The organism is Streptomyces sp. NPDC104106, assembly GCF_055584345.1.
Map to the genome: position 1 here is coordinate 1 of NZ_JBVJMF010000015.1, position 14,482 is coordinate 14,482.

The 14,482-nt window shown below is 68.1% G+C and carries 13 protein-coding genes and 4 pseudogenes; 4 read left to right on the top strand and 13 right to left on the bottom strand.

Annotation, left to right across the window (positions count from 1 at the left end):
* Window positions 1–553: 553 nt before the first annotated feature.
* The 4 genes and pseudogenes from ACZ60X_RS29900 to ACZ60X_RS29915 all read right to left on the bottom strand — a co-directional run.
* Window positions 554–673 (bottom strand): annotated as a pseudogene (locus tag ACZ60X_RS29900) (IS5/IS1182 family transposase); the annotation flags it as partial.
* A gap of 115 nt (window positions 674–788) precedes the next feature.
* Window positions 789–1,178, bottom strand: coding sequence for a hypothetical protein (locus ACZ60X_RS29905; protein ID WP_469604938.1), 390 nt, complete (start codon window positions 1,176–1,178; stop codon window positions 789–791).
* 275 nt (window positions 1,179–1,453) lie between these two features.
* On the bottom strand, window positions 1,454–1,798 hold the full coding sequence (locus ACZ60X_RS29910) for a MerR family transcriptional regulator (protein WP_030176886.1): 345 nt from the start codon (window positions 1,796–1,798) through the stop codon (window positions 1,454–1,456).
* A 781-nt stretch (window positions 1,799–2,579) separates the two neighbouring features.
* Window positions 2,580–3,036 (bottom strand): annotated as a pseudogene (locus tag ACZ60X_RS29915) (ATP-binding protein).
* A gap of 353 nt (window positions 3,037–3,389) precedes the next feature.
* Between ACZ60X_RS29915 and ACZ60X_RS29920 the strand changes: the two are divergent.
* Both ACZ60X_RS29920 and ACZ60X_RS29925 read left to right on the top strand, forming a co-directional pair.
* Window positions 3,390–3,893 (top strand): annotated as a pseudogene (locus tag ACZ60X_RS29920) (IS110 family transposase); the annotation flags it as partial.
* Between the two features lie 58 nt (window positions 3,894–3,951).
* Window positions 3,952–4,082 (top strand): annotated as a pseudogene (locus ACZ60X_RS29925) (IS30 family transposase); the annotation flags it as partial.
* A gap of 56 nt (window positions 4,083–4,138) precedes the next feature.
* Here ACZ60X_RS29925 and ACZ60X_RS29930 read toward each other — a convergent pair.
* From ACZ60X_RS29930 to ACZ60X_RS29955, 6 genes are all read right to left on the bottom strand, one after another.
* Window positions 4,139–4,465, bottom strand: a complete 327-nt coding sequence (locus tag ACZ60X_RS29930) for an SCO5918 family protein (protein ID WP_469604941.1) — start codon at window positions 4,463–4,465, stop codon at window positions 4,139–4,141.
* A 50-nt stretch (window positions 4,466–4,515) separates the two neighbouring features.
* Window positions 4,516–4,917 (bottom strand): CBS domain-containing protein, encoded by a 402-nt coding sequence (locus ACZ60X_RS29935; RefSeq protein WP_469604944.1) that lies wholly within the window; start codon window positions 4,915–4,917, stop codon window positions 4,516–4,518.
* Window positions 4,918–4,962: 45 nt separating this feature from the next.
* Window positions 4,963–6,459: a DEAD/DEAH box helicase gene (locus ACZ60X_RS29940; RefSeq protein WP_469604946.1), complete on the bottom strand. Its 1,497-nt coding sequence runs from the start codon at window positions 6,457–6,459 to the stop codon at window positions 4,963–4,965.
* A gap of 346 nt (window positions 6,460–6,805) precedes the next feature.
* Window positions 6,806–7,009, bottom strand: coding sequence for a cold-shock protein (locus ACZ60X_RS29945; protein WP_043505040.1), 204 nt, complete (start codon window positions 7,007–7,009; stop codon window positions 6,806–6,808).
* A 960-nt stretch (window positions 7,010–7,969) separates the two neighbouring features.
* Window positions 7,970–8,212: a DUF5302 domain-containing protein gene (locus tag ACZ60X_RS29950; RefSeq protein WP_043437852.1), complete on the bottom strand. Its 243-nt coding sequence runs from the start codon at window positions 8,210–8,212 to the stop codon at window positions 7,970–7,972.
* Between the two features lie 206 nt (window positions 8,213–8,418).
* Entirely contained in the window at window positions 8,419–9,834 is a 1,416-nt protein-coding gene (locus ACZ60X_RS29955) for a DEAD/DEAH box helicase (RefSeq protein WP_469604951.1), read from the bottom strand.
* Window positions 9,835–10,164: 330 nt separating this feature from the next.
* Here ACZ60X_RS29955 and ACZ60X_RS29960 point away from each other — a divergent pair, with 330 nt between their 5' ends.
* A complete protein-coding gene (locus ACZ60X_RS29960; protein ID WP_469604954.1) occupies window positions 10,165–10,539 on the top strand; it encodes an NADPH-dependent F420 reductase in 375 nt (124 codons plus the stop codon).
* On the opposite strand, the gene ACZ60X_RS29965 is transcribed toward ACZ60X_RS29960, so the two are convergent.
* The 3 genes from ACZ60X_RS29965 to ACZ60X_RS29975 all read right to left on the bottom strand — a co-directional run bounded on the left by ACZ60X_RS29965 (window position 10,474) and on the right by ACZ60X_RS29975 (window position 12,567).
* On the bottom strand, window positions 10,474–10,812 hold the full coding sequence (locus ACZ60X_RS29965; RefSeq protein ID WP_469604956.1) for a lipocalin-like domain-containing protein: 339 nt from the start codon (window positions 10,810–10,812) through the stop codon (window positions 10,474–10,476). The two genes, ACZ60X_RS29960 and ACZ60X_RS29965, sit on opposite strands and share 66 nt — an antisense overlap.
* A 315-nt stretch (window positions 10,813–11,127) precedes the next feature.
* On the bottom strand, window positions 11,128–11,736 hold the full coding sequence (locus tag ACZ60X_RS29970) for a polysaccharide deacetylase family protein (protein WP_469604959.1): 609 nt from the start codon (window positions 11,734–11,736) through the stop codon (window positions 11,128–11,130).
* A 270-nt stretch (window positions 11,737–12,006) separates the two neighbouring features.
* Entirely contained in the window at window positions 12,007–12,567 is a 561-nt protein-coding gene (locus ACZ60X_RS29975) for a hemerythrin domain-containing protein (RefSeq protein ID WP_469604961.1), read from the bottom strand.
* A gap of 244 nt (window positions 12,568–12,811) precedes the next feature.
* Here ACZ60X_RS29975 and qcrB point away from each other — a divergent pair, with 244 nt between their 5' ends.
* The gene (gene qcrB, locus ACZ60X_RS29980; RefSeq protein WP_469604963.1) at window positions 12,812–14,461 is read left to right on the top strand and encodes a cytochrome bc1 complex cytochrome b subunit; all 1,650 of its coding nucleotides are present in this window, start codon (window positions 12,812–12,814) and stop codon (window positions 14,459–14,461) included.
* Window positions 14,462–14,482 lie beyond the last annotated feature (21 nt).

Genomic DNA, 14,482 nt, shown 5'->3' on the forward strand with positions numbered 1-14,482 from the left:
GCCCAGGGCGATGACCCGCAGCCCTCCTTCGGGAAGGGGCGGGGCGGCTTTCAGCTCGGGGTGCGGATGACTCATACGCTGACGGTACCCGGAGAGCGCGACAGGTGATCCATTACCTCCTCCCGACAGGGTCGGGGCACCACAACGGGTGTCCGAAGGACGATCCGATGACGCCGGCGGCCGGCCAGGGAGGGGTCAAGGCGGGGTCCAGCCAAGGTGAGCTCAAAAGCCGCCACGAGATGATCTCGGAGTCCTGAGTGGACGTTAAGTCCGTTTCTGGTAGCGGCCTCGTCCGGGTTGGGTGAGGAAACCTTGACGGGTGAGGCGTCCGAGGCTGCTGCGGGTGATGTTGACGGACGCCTCGTCAGTGGGCATGCCGAGGAGTTCGTGCAGCTCGCGTGCCCGGAACGCCTGGTCGGGGTGCTGGCTGAAGGCATTCACGATCGCCGGACGGCGCGCCCTCACGAAGGCCGTCGGACGCGGCGCTGCCGGACAGGTCCGGCGTCCAGCAGCGCGAGGGCGTTGTGGACACCCTGGTCGAGGACGTCGTCGGCGAGCTTGGGATCGGCCAGGGCGCGGGCGACACCCGCTCTTGCTTCCAGGCGGTGACCAGCGGCTCGATCAAGGCCCACTGTCTGTCGGACAAGTCTGTTGAGTACGGCATCCGTTCCATGCCCTCAAGCCCAACATGCACACGACAGGCAGGTCGGCTCAAACGGCTCCGTACCGTCGAACGGGCGACACCAGATCATCCAGAAACGGACTTAACATCCTCTGAAGGCGGCTGGTCAGGATGCGGTAGGCATCCTGCGGGCGAGCGACGCCCGGTTTCCGTACAGGGCGGCGTGCAGGGCGGCTGCGAGTTCGCGGGCCCGGCTCTCGGTTGCCACGTTGTGCAGTACGAAGTAGACCGGCCCCGCTAAGGAGTCCGAGCGGATCTCGCCGGCGCGGATCATCTGGATGACCGCGGCGCGGATGGCGTCGTACACCGAGTCGGCGACGGCGTGCTGCGGGGCGGTGATCATGTCGGCCTTCACCGTCCAGTGCCCACCCAGAGACTCGATGGCGACGAAGACGGCGTCCTGCTCCTTGGCCTGCCGGTACGCCGCTTCGAAGGCCGCCATGCCCGTCGCGTCGGGAATGAGGTCGGCGGGGTAGGGAGCCGGCAGCGGCTGCATGAGAACCACCGTGCCAGGCGCCCGGGACGGCACGGACGTCGACACGGCAGGCGTGTGCCTCACTGGGCCTGGCAGGCCGCCGATGGGCAACCGGCGCGCTGGCAGGGCTCCGGCCCGGGACTGGTGCAACCGTCTTGGACGGAGAAGGACCCCAGCGTGGTGATCGCCGGGGTCCTTGCCCTGCGGGAGTCAGGGGCGCTCGTCGCAGGGGCCGATGGCGGGGTCAGTCGGTGGCGGGCAGGGAGCGTCGTCCGTGTCTTCGCGCCAGCGCCCGGTCAGGCTGAGGTCTTCGACTGCGGCTCGGGGCCTTGTGTGCGCATTTGCTCGTTGATGCGCTGCGCTTCTTCGAGTTGGTCTTCGAGGACGATGATGCGGCAGGCAGCTTCGATGGGGGTGCCCTGGTCGACGAGTTCGCGGGCACGGGCAGCGATGCGCAGCTGGTAGCGGGAGTAGCGGCGGTGGCCGCCTTCGGAGCGCAAAGGTGTGATCAGGCGGTGTTCGCCGAGGGCGCGCAGGAAGGCGGGGGTGGTGCCGAGCATGTCGGCGGCCCGGCCCATGGTGTAGGCGGGGTAGTCGTCGTCATCGAGAGGGGTGACGGCGCGGGAACTGCCAGGGGGCATAGGCCTCTTCTTCCGGGGGACGCGTCGGGGGGCCCGGGCGCCGTACTGGCACCCGGGCCCCGAGCTTTCAACACCATCTACCGGCGAACTGCGCCGGCCTTCTATGTCCGCAGGGTCCGCCTGGGAGGGCGGGACTGCGGGGATCGCGGATGCGTGACCGGGGACCACCTTCCAATCCGGGGCCTGCGGTACCCGGGCGGACTGATTCCTCACCCGGGCGATCCTGATGGCGTCTCGCTCCTTACCTTCGGTTACTCGGTGATACTGCTGGATACCGTGGGTACTGCTCACGACCCTCTTGGGCCGTGTCCTGCTTGACCTGCCGGCACGACAGTTCGTGTCTGCCGTGCCCACTTCGACTTCCTGGGTACGACAAAGACAGTAACCCTGCGACGGGACAATGTCTACTGCTGTCACGACAGGTTTTCCTCCATGGTGAGTGTCTGAAGTTCTTCCGCAGATACGCTCGGAAGAGTGCTGTCCCGGGTTGCTTCCTGGCTCGGCGACCACTTGTCCCGTGAGTGATCCACAGGGTTCCGGTGCGCGCGGAGGCCGGCTGGCCTGCATCCATGAACGACGGCGGGAGGCTCGCCGCAGCAGGGGGCCGCGGCGGCGGTCGTCGGACGAGGCTGCTCAGCGGGCGGCCGACGACCTGGAGGGCGTTGGCTGGCGGGATCGGCCACCGGCCTGGCGGCAGACCCCCCATGAGGTAGCCGAGCGGGGCGCCGGCTACCTGGCAGGCCGGTAGACACCTGCGGCAGGTTCCGGCGCCCAGGGACGGTCACAGCAGGCGGCCGGCCGGATCTCCGCCGGGGTCGTCGGCCAGCACGATGGCGGCCCTGACTCGCTTGCCCACCGGCTCGCGGCGCACCTCGAAGCGACACGGCCATGATGATCTCCAGGCCGTGCTGCCCGACCCGGCCCGGGTCTGCGGGGCAAGCCGCGGGCAGTGTCGGGTCGGTGTCCCAGACGCTGATCTGGACGGCGCCCTCGCTGACCTACAGGTCCAGCAGGCAGGGGCCTGGCGCGTACTTGTAGGCGTTGGTGACCAGCTCGCTGACGGCCAGCTGCACGGTGCCCATCGCGCGGTCGGAGACCGGGATGCCGTGTACTGCCTGTACGTCGGTCAGGAAGCGGCGGGCCGCGCTGCGGGCCTCGGCGATCGGTTCGCTGCCCTCGAAGGCGAGGGCCGACAGTATCGGGCGGCGGGCCAGCGGCTGGTCCTCGTTTTCGTGCACCACTGGGCTCCCACCGCCACCCTCGTCCTGAGCAACCCGGTTAAGACGCACGAATACCCCCGAAACGACATGGCACGCATCCGCACGACCGCCCCCGTTATCTTCTTGGCGGCCCTGCAAGAGGGCCGCTGGCCTCCGGGCCCGGCATGACTGTTGCCCCCCTGTCGATCGGATGACCTGGGGGGTGGTGTCACCGGGTCCGAGGGGTGCCGTCGGAGTCGCTGATCAGAGGTCCGGCCACTGCCCGGCCCGGCGCAATGCCGGGCATTTCGCGGGCGGCAGGTCTGCATAACGTGGATGCGCGCGAACGGCCCCGCCGCCGAGGCCGGCACGCATCCAAACGTGGGGGCACGGTGATCGACATCGGCGAGACGGGCGTCTTCCTCGGCCTGGACGTCGGCAAGAGCAACCATCACGGCCACGGACTCACCCCGGCCGGGAGGAAGGTCTTCGACAAAGCCCTGCCGAACGGCGAACCCCAGCTGCGGGCCGTCTTCGACAAGCTCAAGGCCAAGTTCGGCACCGTCCTGGTGGTCGTGGACCAGCCCGCCTCCATCGGCGCCCTGCCGCTGACCGTCGCCCGCGACGCCGGCTGCAAGGTCGCCTACCTACCCCGACTCGCGATGCGCCGGATCGCCGACCTCTACCCGGGTGAGGCCAAGACCGACGCGCGCGACGCGGCTGTCATCGCAGACGCCGCCCGCACCATGCCCCACACCCTGCGCTCCCTCGAACTGGCCGACGAGATCACCGCCGAGCTGACCATGCTGGTCGGCTTCGACCAGGACCTGACCGGCGAGGCCAACCGCACCTCCAACCGCATCCGCGGCCTGCTCACCCAGTTCCACCCCAGCCTCATTGGGGAAGTATCGATGCTGCGGCCCAATCCATGGGCCGTGATTCCCCGGTGAGTGTCGGGGGACGGCCTCGTTGCGCCACACCCGCGAGGACCTGGACGCTGCCGCCACCGAACTCAACAGCCGCCCAGCAAAACGCTCGACTGGGAGACCCCAGCCGAGCGTCTGTCCAAACTGCTCGCGGCTTGATCAACTCACCGCCTGGAATTCGCCCACGCCGGTGGGGCCTCACGGTTCGGTTCGGCTCACACCTGTCCGTACGTCAGGCGGACAGGGGGAGCGCCGAGCGTTGCGGAAGCCGGCCCGTACGGGCCCGCCAGGGGCGCGGTTGCGGCGGTAGGGCGGGTGCGACAGGTGAAGCCGAGTTGGGTCATGGCCCTGAGCACTTCGCCGGTGCTGAAATCACGCCGGTCCTGGCGGGTGATGACCTGGCCGACCTGCTTGGCGGGGTAGTGGCGTCGTCCGATGATGACGAACTCACCGGTGACCAGCTCAGGTGTGACGCCCTTCATCGATTCCACCACGCCGCTCTTGGTCAGCTCGAACGGGAAGCGAGCGATGACACAGCGCATGATGCCTCCAGGGAGAAGAGAAGACGGGGCCGGGCAGGGGTGACGGCGGTTCAGCGAGAGAGGGCGAGGATGCCCAGAGCGCTGCCGTGTCCGTCGACCACGGGCGGGGCCCCGAGCCGGCAGCCGCGCATCGCACGCTCGGCTTCGGCCCTCGTGGCCAGCGGTGGGGCGAAGGGCCCGATGACGTCGGCGATGTCCCGCAGACGGATCCGGTCCGTGTATCCGGAGCCGTCACGAACGGCCGTGAGCCGGTCCCGGGTGACCAGGCCGGTACACATACCGTCCTCGTCGCAGACGACCAGCTGACCTGTACGAGCGGCGGCCATCACGGACAGTGCCACCTCCACGGTCATGTCCTCCCAGACCTGCGGTCCGGCCGCGTCCGCGGGATCGGCCGCCGTCTGCACGGCGTTGGTACGTGTTGAGCGGAACTGCGTCTGGTCCAGCGTCAAAGGGTGCCTCCTGCGAAGTTGGGCGGGCTTCCTGACACGAAGGTTCTATGCCGCCGCACCGGCGGTGGACTGCCGTACGGGCGCGCGGCGGGCCGCCGAGACGGGGCGGCGTCGGCCGCGTGAGGTGGCGCCGCGCTTCTTGGGGCGTTCGACCACCGGTGCGGTGATGACGACCGGGATGCCGGAGGGGGCCTGGGCGCCGGTGATGCGGTGCAGGGCCTCTTCGCCGACGCGGACCTGGGTGGTCTGCGGGACGATGCCGGCCGCTGCCATGAGGCGGGTCATGCCGCGGCGCTGGTTGGGGGTGACCAGGGTGACGACGGTGCCGGACTCTCCTGCGCGGGCGGTGCGGCCGCCGCGGTGGAGGTAGTCCTTGTGGTCGGTCGGCGGGTCGACGTTGACGACGAGGTCGAGGTTGTCGACGTGGATGCCGCGCGCCGCGACGTTGGTCGCTACCAGCACGTTGACGTGTCCGGTCTTGAACTGTGCCAGCGTGCGGGTGCGCTGGGGCTGTGACTTCCCGCCGTGCAGGGCGGCGGCCCGTACCCCGCTGTTCAGGAGGTGTTCGGTGAGGCCGTCGACGGCGTGCTTGGTGTCGAGGAACATGATCACGCGGCCGTCGCGTGCGGCGATCTGGGTGGTGGCCGTGTGCTTGTCGGCGCCGTGAATGTGGAGTACGTGGTGCTCCATCGTCGTGACCGCACCGGCCGAGGGGTCGACGGAGTGCACGACGGGGTCGCTGAGGTAGCGGCGCACGAGCAGGTCGACGTTGCGGTCGAGAGTGGCGGAGAACAGCATGCGCTGGCCTTCAGGGCGGACCTGGTCGAGGAGGGCGGTGACCTGCGGCATGAAGCCCATGTCGGCCATCTGGTCGGCCTCGTCGAGGACGGTGATGGAAACCTGGTTCAGTTGGCAGTCGCCACGGTCGATGAGGTCTTTGAGGCGTCCCGGCGTGGCGACGACGATCTCGGCGCCGGCGCGCAGCGCGCTCGCCTGCCGACCGATCGGCATTCCGCCCACCACCGTGGCCAGCCGCAGCCTCACGGAGCGGGCGTACGGGGCGAGCGCGTCGGTGACCTGCTGCGCCAGCTCACGGGTGGGTACGAGGATCAGCCCCAGCGGCTGCCTGGCCTCGGCGCGCTGCCCGGCCGTACGGGCCAGCAGCGCCAGCCCGAAGGCGAGGGTCTTGCCGGAGCCGGTGCGGCCACGGCCCAGTACGTCCCGGCCAGCGAGGGAGTTCGGCAGGGTCGCAGCCTGGATCGGGAAGGGTACGGTCACGCCTTGCGAGCTGAGCGCGCCCAGCAGCGCCCCGGGCATGTCGAGATCGGCGAAGCCCTCCACGGCGGGGAGCGCGGGAGTGATCGTCTTGGGCAGCGCGAACTCCCCCTGGACCGCGGCGGGCCGGCGGCCATAACCACCGGAACGGCTCGGCCCGCCGGAGCGGCTCCTGGCCGACGAACCGAATCGGCTGCCGCCCCTGCCGGAGTCCGTACTGCCGTTACGGGTGCGGGTGAAGCGGTCGTTCGTGCGTGTGCGGTTCATGCGGACCCTTCCTCGATGCGGCACATATCAAGGAATTCCCGGAGCGATCAGCAGCACAGAGAATTGCAAGAATGGACCGGTGGAATGCGACAGCGAATCTGACCGACGGAAAATCCGTGCGGGCACAGGCGCTGGAATGAGTAGCGCGAAGCCGACGCAATGTTCGGGCGTCCGCCGCTATGAAGCTATGAAGGGTGCGTACACCCCTGAAGGATGCTCCGTATGCGCTGAGCCTACCGGTTTCCTGGTTGTCGTCCGCAGGTGAAACCACTGCGGAAAATGCGAGTAGCTGGGGCCCGCACCCCGAAGGACGCGGGCCCCAGCTACAGGTACGCGACAGTCAGCGTCAGGCGAGAACGATGTTCTCGGCCGTCGGGCCCTTCTGGCCCTGCGCGATGTCGAAGGTCACCTTCTGGCCCTCGATCAGCTCACGGAAGCCCTGGGCGGCAATGTTCGAGTAGTGGGCGAACACATCAGCTCCGCCACCGTCCTGCTCGATGAAGCCGAAGCCCTTTTCCGCATTGAACCACTTGACAGTACCAGAAGCCATGTCATTTCTCCTTTGGGGCAGTGCATCGGGATCCGCACTGCACGGACCCCGTGTCGCCGCGATGATCACCCCGCCGGGAAAAAGACCGGATAACAAAAGTGCTTCCAGTGGCACAGGCGCCGCCCGGAGGGCACTTGAAGTTTTGGGAACCACAACTGCAACTGAGATCGACAGTAGCACGCCGAAGCGGCCTGTGTACGGTGAAGAATCCCACCCCACTTAATGCAGTAGAGAATCTGTCTGCCTGTCCCGTTGAAACCTCAGCTCGCGGGCACAGATTTTGACCCAGCCGGAGCGCAACGTTTCGGAAAGTTTTGGGGGCGCGCCCAGCGTAAGGGCTACTCCCCCAAGGGATGGTGCGGGCGGGCGTGGAGATCAGGGTGGTTCCGGCAAGCGTCACGGCCCGTCTCCGGCGCACGCACGGGAGCGGCCATATCGAAGGTCATCAAGGACCAGCCCGTCGATCAGCTCGGCGGAAACAGCAGCATCCTGGTGCGGCAACGCCGTGAGCACGAGGAAACGGCGGCTGACGGATCAGTACCTGACCCTCGACGACCTTCACCAGCGGGAACGCGTTCTGAAGCAGGCGGTGCAGCTGGTCTTCAGCCATGCCTTCGTGGGAGAGACGGTGCTGCGGCCCGCCGTACGAGCCTCAGGCCCGGACGGCGAGGAACTGACGACAGCCGCAGTCGTTTTTCACAGCGGTACGGGGGCACGCAAGGCGCGCAACACCGGCCGCGTACCCTCGGACAAGGCAGTGCCCTCATCCCGGAATTCCAGTTCGGCGGCGCCACCGACCCGAACCAACCGCATCTGGGCCATTCCCCCAGACGAGTCCCCCGGGCTACGCCCCGCCCGCAACGCGCGCACGGGCATGCGCACGTCGCGGGCCACTGCACGGGACGCGCGGGTGGATAGCGCGAGTGCCGGTGAAGCGGTTAGATCGCGGGACTCATCGACTCAGCCGCCGCTCTTGCGCCTGAACGACCGCTGGCTCGCAGCCGGGCCGTGCGCCGAACGCACCTTTGATGCATCGGACTTGGCGGCCATATCAGCGGCGTCCGCCTGCGCACCGCGCTTGCGCGCCAGGGCTTCGCGGAACTTGCGCTTGAGGTCGTAGTTGCCGTCGCTGTCCGGCTCCAGAGGGGACGTCTCGGGGGCAGCCGGCTCCGAACCTTCCGTAGATACGGGCTCTGCGGTCATGGTGACCTCCTGGGTTCGGGGGGTGGGCCAGCACAGCTTGTCATGTTGGGCGCAGTGCGAGGCGCCGGCAACATCATTCTGCTCCGTTTCGGCGGGTATCCCTCTCGCGGCCAAAGGCGTTGACTTCGTAGGTGAGGCAGACAGGACGGCTTCGGGCCGGGCCGAGGGTTGTCGATCCCGTGGCCAGGCTGCCAGGGCAACGGCTCTCAGCCGTTGCGACGCACGAGGGCGGCCCTGCGGGCCTCGGCGAGCTTGCGGGCCTCGCCGGCCTTTCGGGACTTGCCGTCGGCGCCGCGGGAGGTGCCCTTGCTGGTGCCGAGGCCGCGGAAGGGAGCGTTGGTGTTCTTGGGTCGGGGGACGGCGGCCCCGCCGTCGAGCGGGATCCCGGAGGGAGTCTTGGCGCCGGTGATCCGGCTCAGCTCCGCCTCGCCCGAGCGCACCTTGGTGACGGTCGGCTCGATGCCGGCCTCGGCCATCATCCGGCTCGTCTCGCGGCGCCGGCCCGCCAGCACGAGCGTGACCACGCTGCCGGACTCACCGGCGCGGGCGGTGCGGCCCGCCCGGTGCACATAGTCCTTGACGTCGGTGGGCGGGTCGACGTTGACCACGAGATCGAGGTCGTCGACGTGCAGGCCACGGGCCGCGACATTGGTCGCCACCAGAACGGTGATCTGGCTGTTCTTGAACTGCGCCAGGGTCCGTGTGCGCTGTGGCTGGGACTTGCCGCTGTGCAGGGCCCCGGCGTGCACCCCGCTGGCCCGCAGATGCCGGGTGAGCTGGTCGACGGCGTGCTTGGTGTCGAGGAACAGCAGTACGCGGCCGTCGCGGGCGGCGATTTCCGTGATGACGGCGTAGCGGTCAGGGCCGTGGACGACCAGAACGTGGTGCTCCATCGTCGTGACCGTGCCCGCGGCCGGGTCGACCGAGTGGACGATGGGGTCGTGGAGGTAGCGGCGGACCAGTTGATCGACGTCGCGATCGAGAGTGGCCGAGAACAGCATCCTCTGACCGTCGGGGTGTACCTGGTCGAGCACGTCGGCAACCTGCGGCAGGAATCCCAAGTCGCACATCTGGTCGGCCTCGTCCAGCACGGTGATTCTCACCCGTCCCAGGCGGCAGGCGTTGCGCTCGATCAGGTCGTGCAGGCGTCCGGGGGTGGCGACGACCACCTCTGCTCCCTGGCGCAGCGCGGCGACCTGCCGGCCGATCGACGTTCCGCCGACGACCGTGGCGATCCGCAGCCGCAGTGCCTGGGCGTACGGCGCCAGCGCCTGGGTGACCTGTTGGGCCAGCTCACGGGTGGGCACCAGGATCAGAGCAAGGGGCTGCTTCGGTTCGGCGCGTCGCCCGGCCGTCCGTGCGAGCAGCGGCAGGCCGAAAGCGAGCGTCTTGCCTGATCCGGTGCGCCCGCGTCCCAGGATGTCGCACCCCTTCAGGGCATCGGGCAGTGTGGCGGCCTGGATCGGAAAGGGTTCGCGCACCCCGAGTTCGCTCAGTGTCCGCAGCACCTCCGTCGGCAGTTCCAGACCGGCGAAGGTGACGGCCGGGAGCAGCGCCGGGGTCGTTGCCTCGGGCTGGGCGGGGCTGCCGTGCGCGATGCCGGAGTCATTGGGATGCTTCATAAACAGCCTTCCGCAAGGGAACGTACCGAGGAAGGCCCGGCAGGTTTGAACAGCCCACGCACAAGCCGAGCGGGACAGGCAGAATCGCCCACCGCGACGACCACGCAAACGCGTAAGACTAACACATGGAATAACCTCGCGCCACTGATATCGATCGCCCCTGTGTACGGGTGCTGGCAGCGGGTCGGCCTGGAATAACCGTTCCCCTTGAAGAACGGCCCCACCCCACGGGCGAGTTGTCGAGCCACGCATCGAGCCTTACGAGCGGCGCGCCGGGCGGGGCAGCAGGCCCCTGCTGCGGGTGCAGGTCAGCAAGCCGGACGACAGGTCGTGGTGGACATCTGCAATCCCGTCGACTTCGCCACCATGGACTCGCGGGTGACGCCCGCCGACACGTCGGCCGCCGAGCAGATCCAGCAGATCGTCGGCACGGACGCGAAGGTCGTCAAGGCATTCAACACCACGTTCGCCGGGCTGCTCACGACCGGTGAAGGCCACAGCTTCCCGCTCGACGTACTGATCGCCGGCGACGACTCCCCTGCCAAGGCCAAGGTCGCGGAGCTAATCTCCTCCGGCGCGATACGTCCCCTGGACGTCGGTCCGCTGCGCCGCGCCCGGGAGCTCGAGGCGTTGGGCTTCCTACACATCTCCGTCCAACAACCCCTGGAGCTGAACTGGCAGAGCGCCATCAAGATCCTCCCCTGACCGAGCCCGACGGACCGGTGCGCCAGGCCCTCCCCAGTCAGCCGAAAGCCCGCACGAGCGGTTCGGCTCGGTCATCTCCACGGACATCGACGCCGCCGTCAAACAACTCGCCGCCGACATGTACCCATCGGGGGCGTGCATGATGATGCCCTGCGGTTCATGGTCCAGCGGCTCGAACGGCTCAAAGCCGTCCACCGGAACCTCCTGGTACGACGCCAGCTTCCAGGCACCGATCAGCCGTTTGCGCAGACCTTCAGCCATCGCTGCCTCCATCGATCAGTGCGCGGTTGCATTCCGGCAGGACAGCCGGCACCGCCGGTGACCGCTGGACTCAACCCGCCCGTGAAGATGATCCAGGAGCTGGCCGGAATCCGCTCGGCCCTACGCCGTCCGGGTGCCCGGTACGCAATGACGGCGCCCGTTGAAACCGACCACCCCCGCTATGTTTTGCGCCGGTCCTGCAAGAGGGCCGCTGGCCTCCGGGACCGGCTGCAGGCACGCGTCGCCTCGTCGTCAACGCCGTGATCCGGAAGGGACACGGGTCAGCGGGGGTGGTTTCGCAGCTGTCGGACGGCGCCGCCTCTGGCCTCACCGCGCCGGAAAGCCGAACGCGTATCCCTGACTCCTCAGCCGGGGCAGCAGCGCGGCGAGCGCCGCGACGGTCTGCGATCGGTCGCCACCACCGTCGTGGAAGAGGATGGTCGGACCGTTGGGCAGTTCGCGCTCCACCGTGTTGAGGATCGCCTGGGTGCCCGGCAGCTTGTAGTCGTCGGTGTCGACGTTCCAGCCGAGCGGGCGCATGCCCATCGAGGCGGCGAGCTGACGGCTGTAGGGAGTGAAGGCGCCACCTGGGGCACGATAGTAAAGCGGCTTCACTCCGCCGGACGCCTGCTCGATCGTCTGGGCCGCCCCGACCACTTCCGAGCGCTGGAAGGAGCGGGACTTGTGGTCCATCGCCGTGTCGTGGTGGACGCTGTGGTCGCACAGCCTGTGCCCGTCGACGACAACCTGCCGCACCACGGCGGGGTACTCGGCCGCAAGCGGCCGCCGGGAGAGCCGGACGTGCCAGGGTTCGGTGAGAGGCGACAGGGCACTCGTGTTGCGCTGGGTCAGCCTGCGCAGGGTGATGGCAAAGCGCCTGGACGAGGTGGCCGCCCCTGCGGCCCGGTGGCCACCGGGCTCCTCTTCTCCCCTCACGCGGCATCTCCGTTGAAAGGACAGCGGCCCGCCATCCAGAAGAAGGCGATCTCCATGAACATCGGACAGGCAGGGCTCCACTGTCTCGCGCCCCTGGCGACGGAACTCGCCAGTTGGAGTCAGGCAGACATCACATGGTGGGCGGTCATGGGCGCGATCTTCCTTGTCACCGCACTAGCCGTGGTTATTCGCAGGTGACACACGAGGTTGATGAACCGGCCTCCCGCAGCCGGACCCGCAGTGGCGACTGGGGCGCGGCTGCCTCCCACGTCAGTGGTGGCCCCTGCGTGTCACCCGGTCGCGCAGGCGGTCCCAGGGGCCCCACACACACGCGGTGAGCCTTGTCAGCATCGGCGTGTCAGGCGCCATGGGGCGTGGCCGTGTGGGCGCGACGGCTTTGGTATGGCGCGCCTCGGCTCCCGCGTCGCCCAGGACCGCGTCGGGGCCCATCGCCTGCAACCGCGGGAAGACCAGTTGCTCGAGTTCGACCACATGCCGGGTGACACCCGTGACGAGAGTCAGCAACAGCTCCACATACCTCTCGCTGCGGGGCGGTGCCGCCTCAAGGGACTTCAACGTCTTCTCGATTTCCCTGTCTCCGGCCAACAGACGGTTTGTCCAGTCTTCGCCGTCCACGACGTAGCGATGGAGAAGGGGGTGCAAGCATTCCCTCTCCGCCATGAGATGGCGCACCAGGCACATGCTGGTCTGCTCCACCAGTGACGTGCGCTCGTCACTGCCAGGCAGCGCGCACCGGACTTGGTCCAGAAGGTTCTGAATTCTTTTGTGGTCCGCCGCCAGCTCCGCAATGATGCCGCTGTCGTTTCCCACGCGTGGCTCCTCGATGGCTTTCTCGCGGTCCCGCAGGTCCTCGTGCCTGACCGCGGTTCATGTGGCTCCCGCGCGGGCATCGCCGTTCGCTCTCGGTCCGATTCCCGCGATGTCGCCCTTTCATGCTCCCCCGTACGCCCACGGTGTTTTGAGAAGTGCGGCGTTCGGGTACCCCTGCGCCCGTCGCGCGAGCTGGGGGCCGTGCGGCGTGCATGAGGAGCAAACGGAGGAGTGTGGTGTGGGCGTGCTGCTACGGCGACGCAGGGAGAGGGTAAGGGGCAGAGCGCGGCAAGCGGTCTTCCAGACGTACGTGGCGGCCGACCGGCGATCGCCCATGTCCGAACTGGCCGGCCAGCTGATGCGCAAGGCCTTCCCCGATCACTGGTCGTTCCTCCTGGGCGAGATCGCGCTCTACAGCTTTGTCATCCTCGTGCTGACAGGATCCTTTCTGACTCTCTTCTTCGATCCGAGTCTGGCCCAGGTGCCGTACAGCGGTTCGTACAAGCCTTTGCAGGGACTACTCGTTTCCAAGGCCTACGACTCGACGCTCCATCTGAGCTTCGACGTGCGCGGCGGGCTGCTGATGCGGCAGATGCACCACTGGTCGGCGCTCGTCTTCGTGGCGGCCATCGGCGTCCACATGTTGAGGATCTTCTTCACCGGCGCCTTCCGCAGGCCTCGGGAACTCAACTGGGTCATCGGAGTGACCCTGTTCCTGCTGGCTCTCCTGGAGGGATTCTGCGGCTACTCGCTCCCGGACGACCTGCTGTCCGGAACCGGTCTGCGCACTGCCAACTCCATCGTGCTGTCGATCCCGATCGTCGGCACCTATCTGAGCTTCCTCTTCTGGGGCGGCCCCTACCCGGGGACCGCGATCATCGGCCGCCTCTACATCGTGCACGTGCTGTTCGTTCCCGGCGCCCTCATCGCGCTGATCGCCGTACACCTGATCATGGTGGTCTACCTGAAGCACACCCAGTGGGCCGCTCCCGGCAAGACCAACCGCAACGTGATCGGTCAGCCGATGTTCCCCTCGTTCACCGCCAAATCGACCGGGCTGTCGCTGATGGTCGCCGGACTCACCGCCGTCATGGGAGCGGTCGCGCAGATCAACCCCATCTGGTTCTTCGGCCCCTACCTACCGGATCAGGTCTCCACCGACGCCCAGCCGGACTGGTACGTCGGATTCCTGGAGGGTGCCCTGCGGCTGATGCCGGGGGTCGAGAGCAATGTTGCGGGTCACACCGTCATGTGGAACGTCTTCCTGCCCGCGGTCGCATTGCCGGCCCTGCTGTTCGCCGTGCTGTACCTGTACCCCTTCTTCGAGCGCTGGGTGACGGGTGACATGGTGGAGCACCATCTGTGCGACCGACCCCGCGACAGGCCCACCAGGACCGGACTCGGCGTGGCGGGCCTCGCCTGCTACGCGGTACTGCTCATGGCCGGCGGGAACGACGTGATGGCCGTCTGGTTCGACGTCTCCGTGAACGAACTCACGTGGACCTTCCGCATCGCCCTGTTCGTGGTTCCGGTCCTCGCCCATCTCGTGACCAAACGCGTGTGCCTGGCGTTGCAGCGGCATGACTGCCAGTTGCTGGAAGAGGGTGAGGAGACCGGCGAGGTGTACCAGGACCTGGCCGGCGGCATGAGCGAGCGGCACGCACCCATCGACCGTGAGCAACGGTACAAACTGCTGGTTCGGGACATCCCCCGCCCACTGAAGCGCCCAGGGCGCCGCGCGCCGTTGCGGAGGCGGCTCCAGGCATCTCTCAGCTCGTGGTACTACGGCGAAGGAGTCGACATGCAGGCCACCATGGAGGAACGGCTCCAGGTGACCGGCCGAACCGCAGATCCCGTCTCGGGCGGCGTAGGCGGAGGCGAGAGTACGAGCTGACTCTCCGAGCGCACGCGTTGC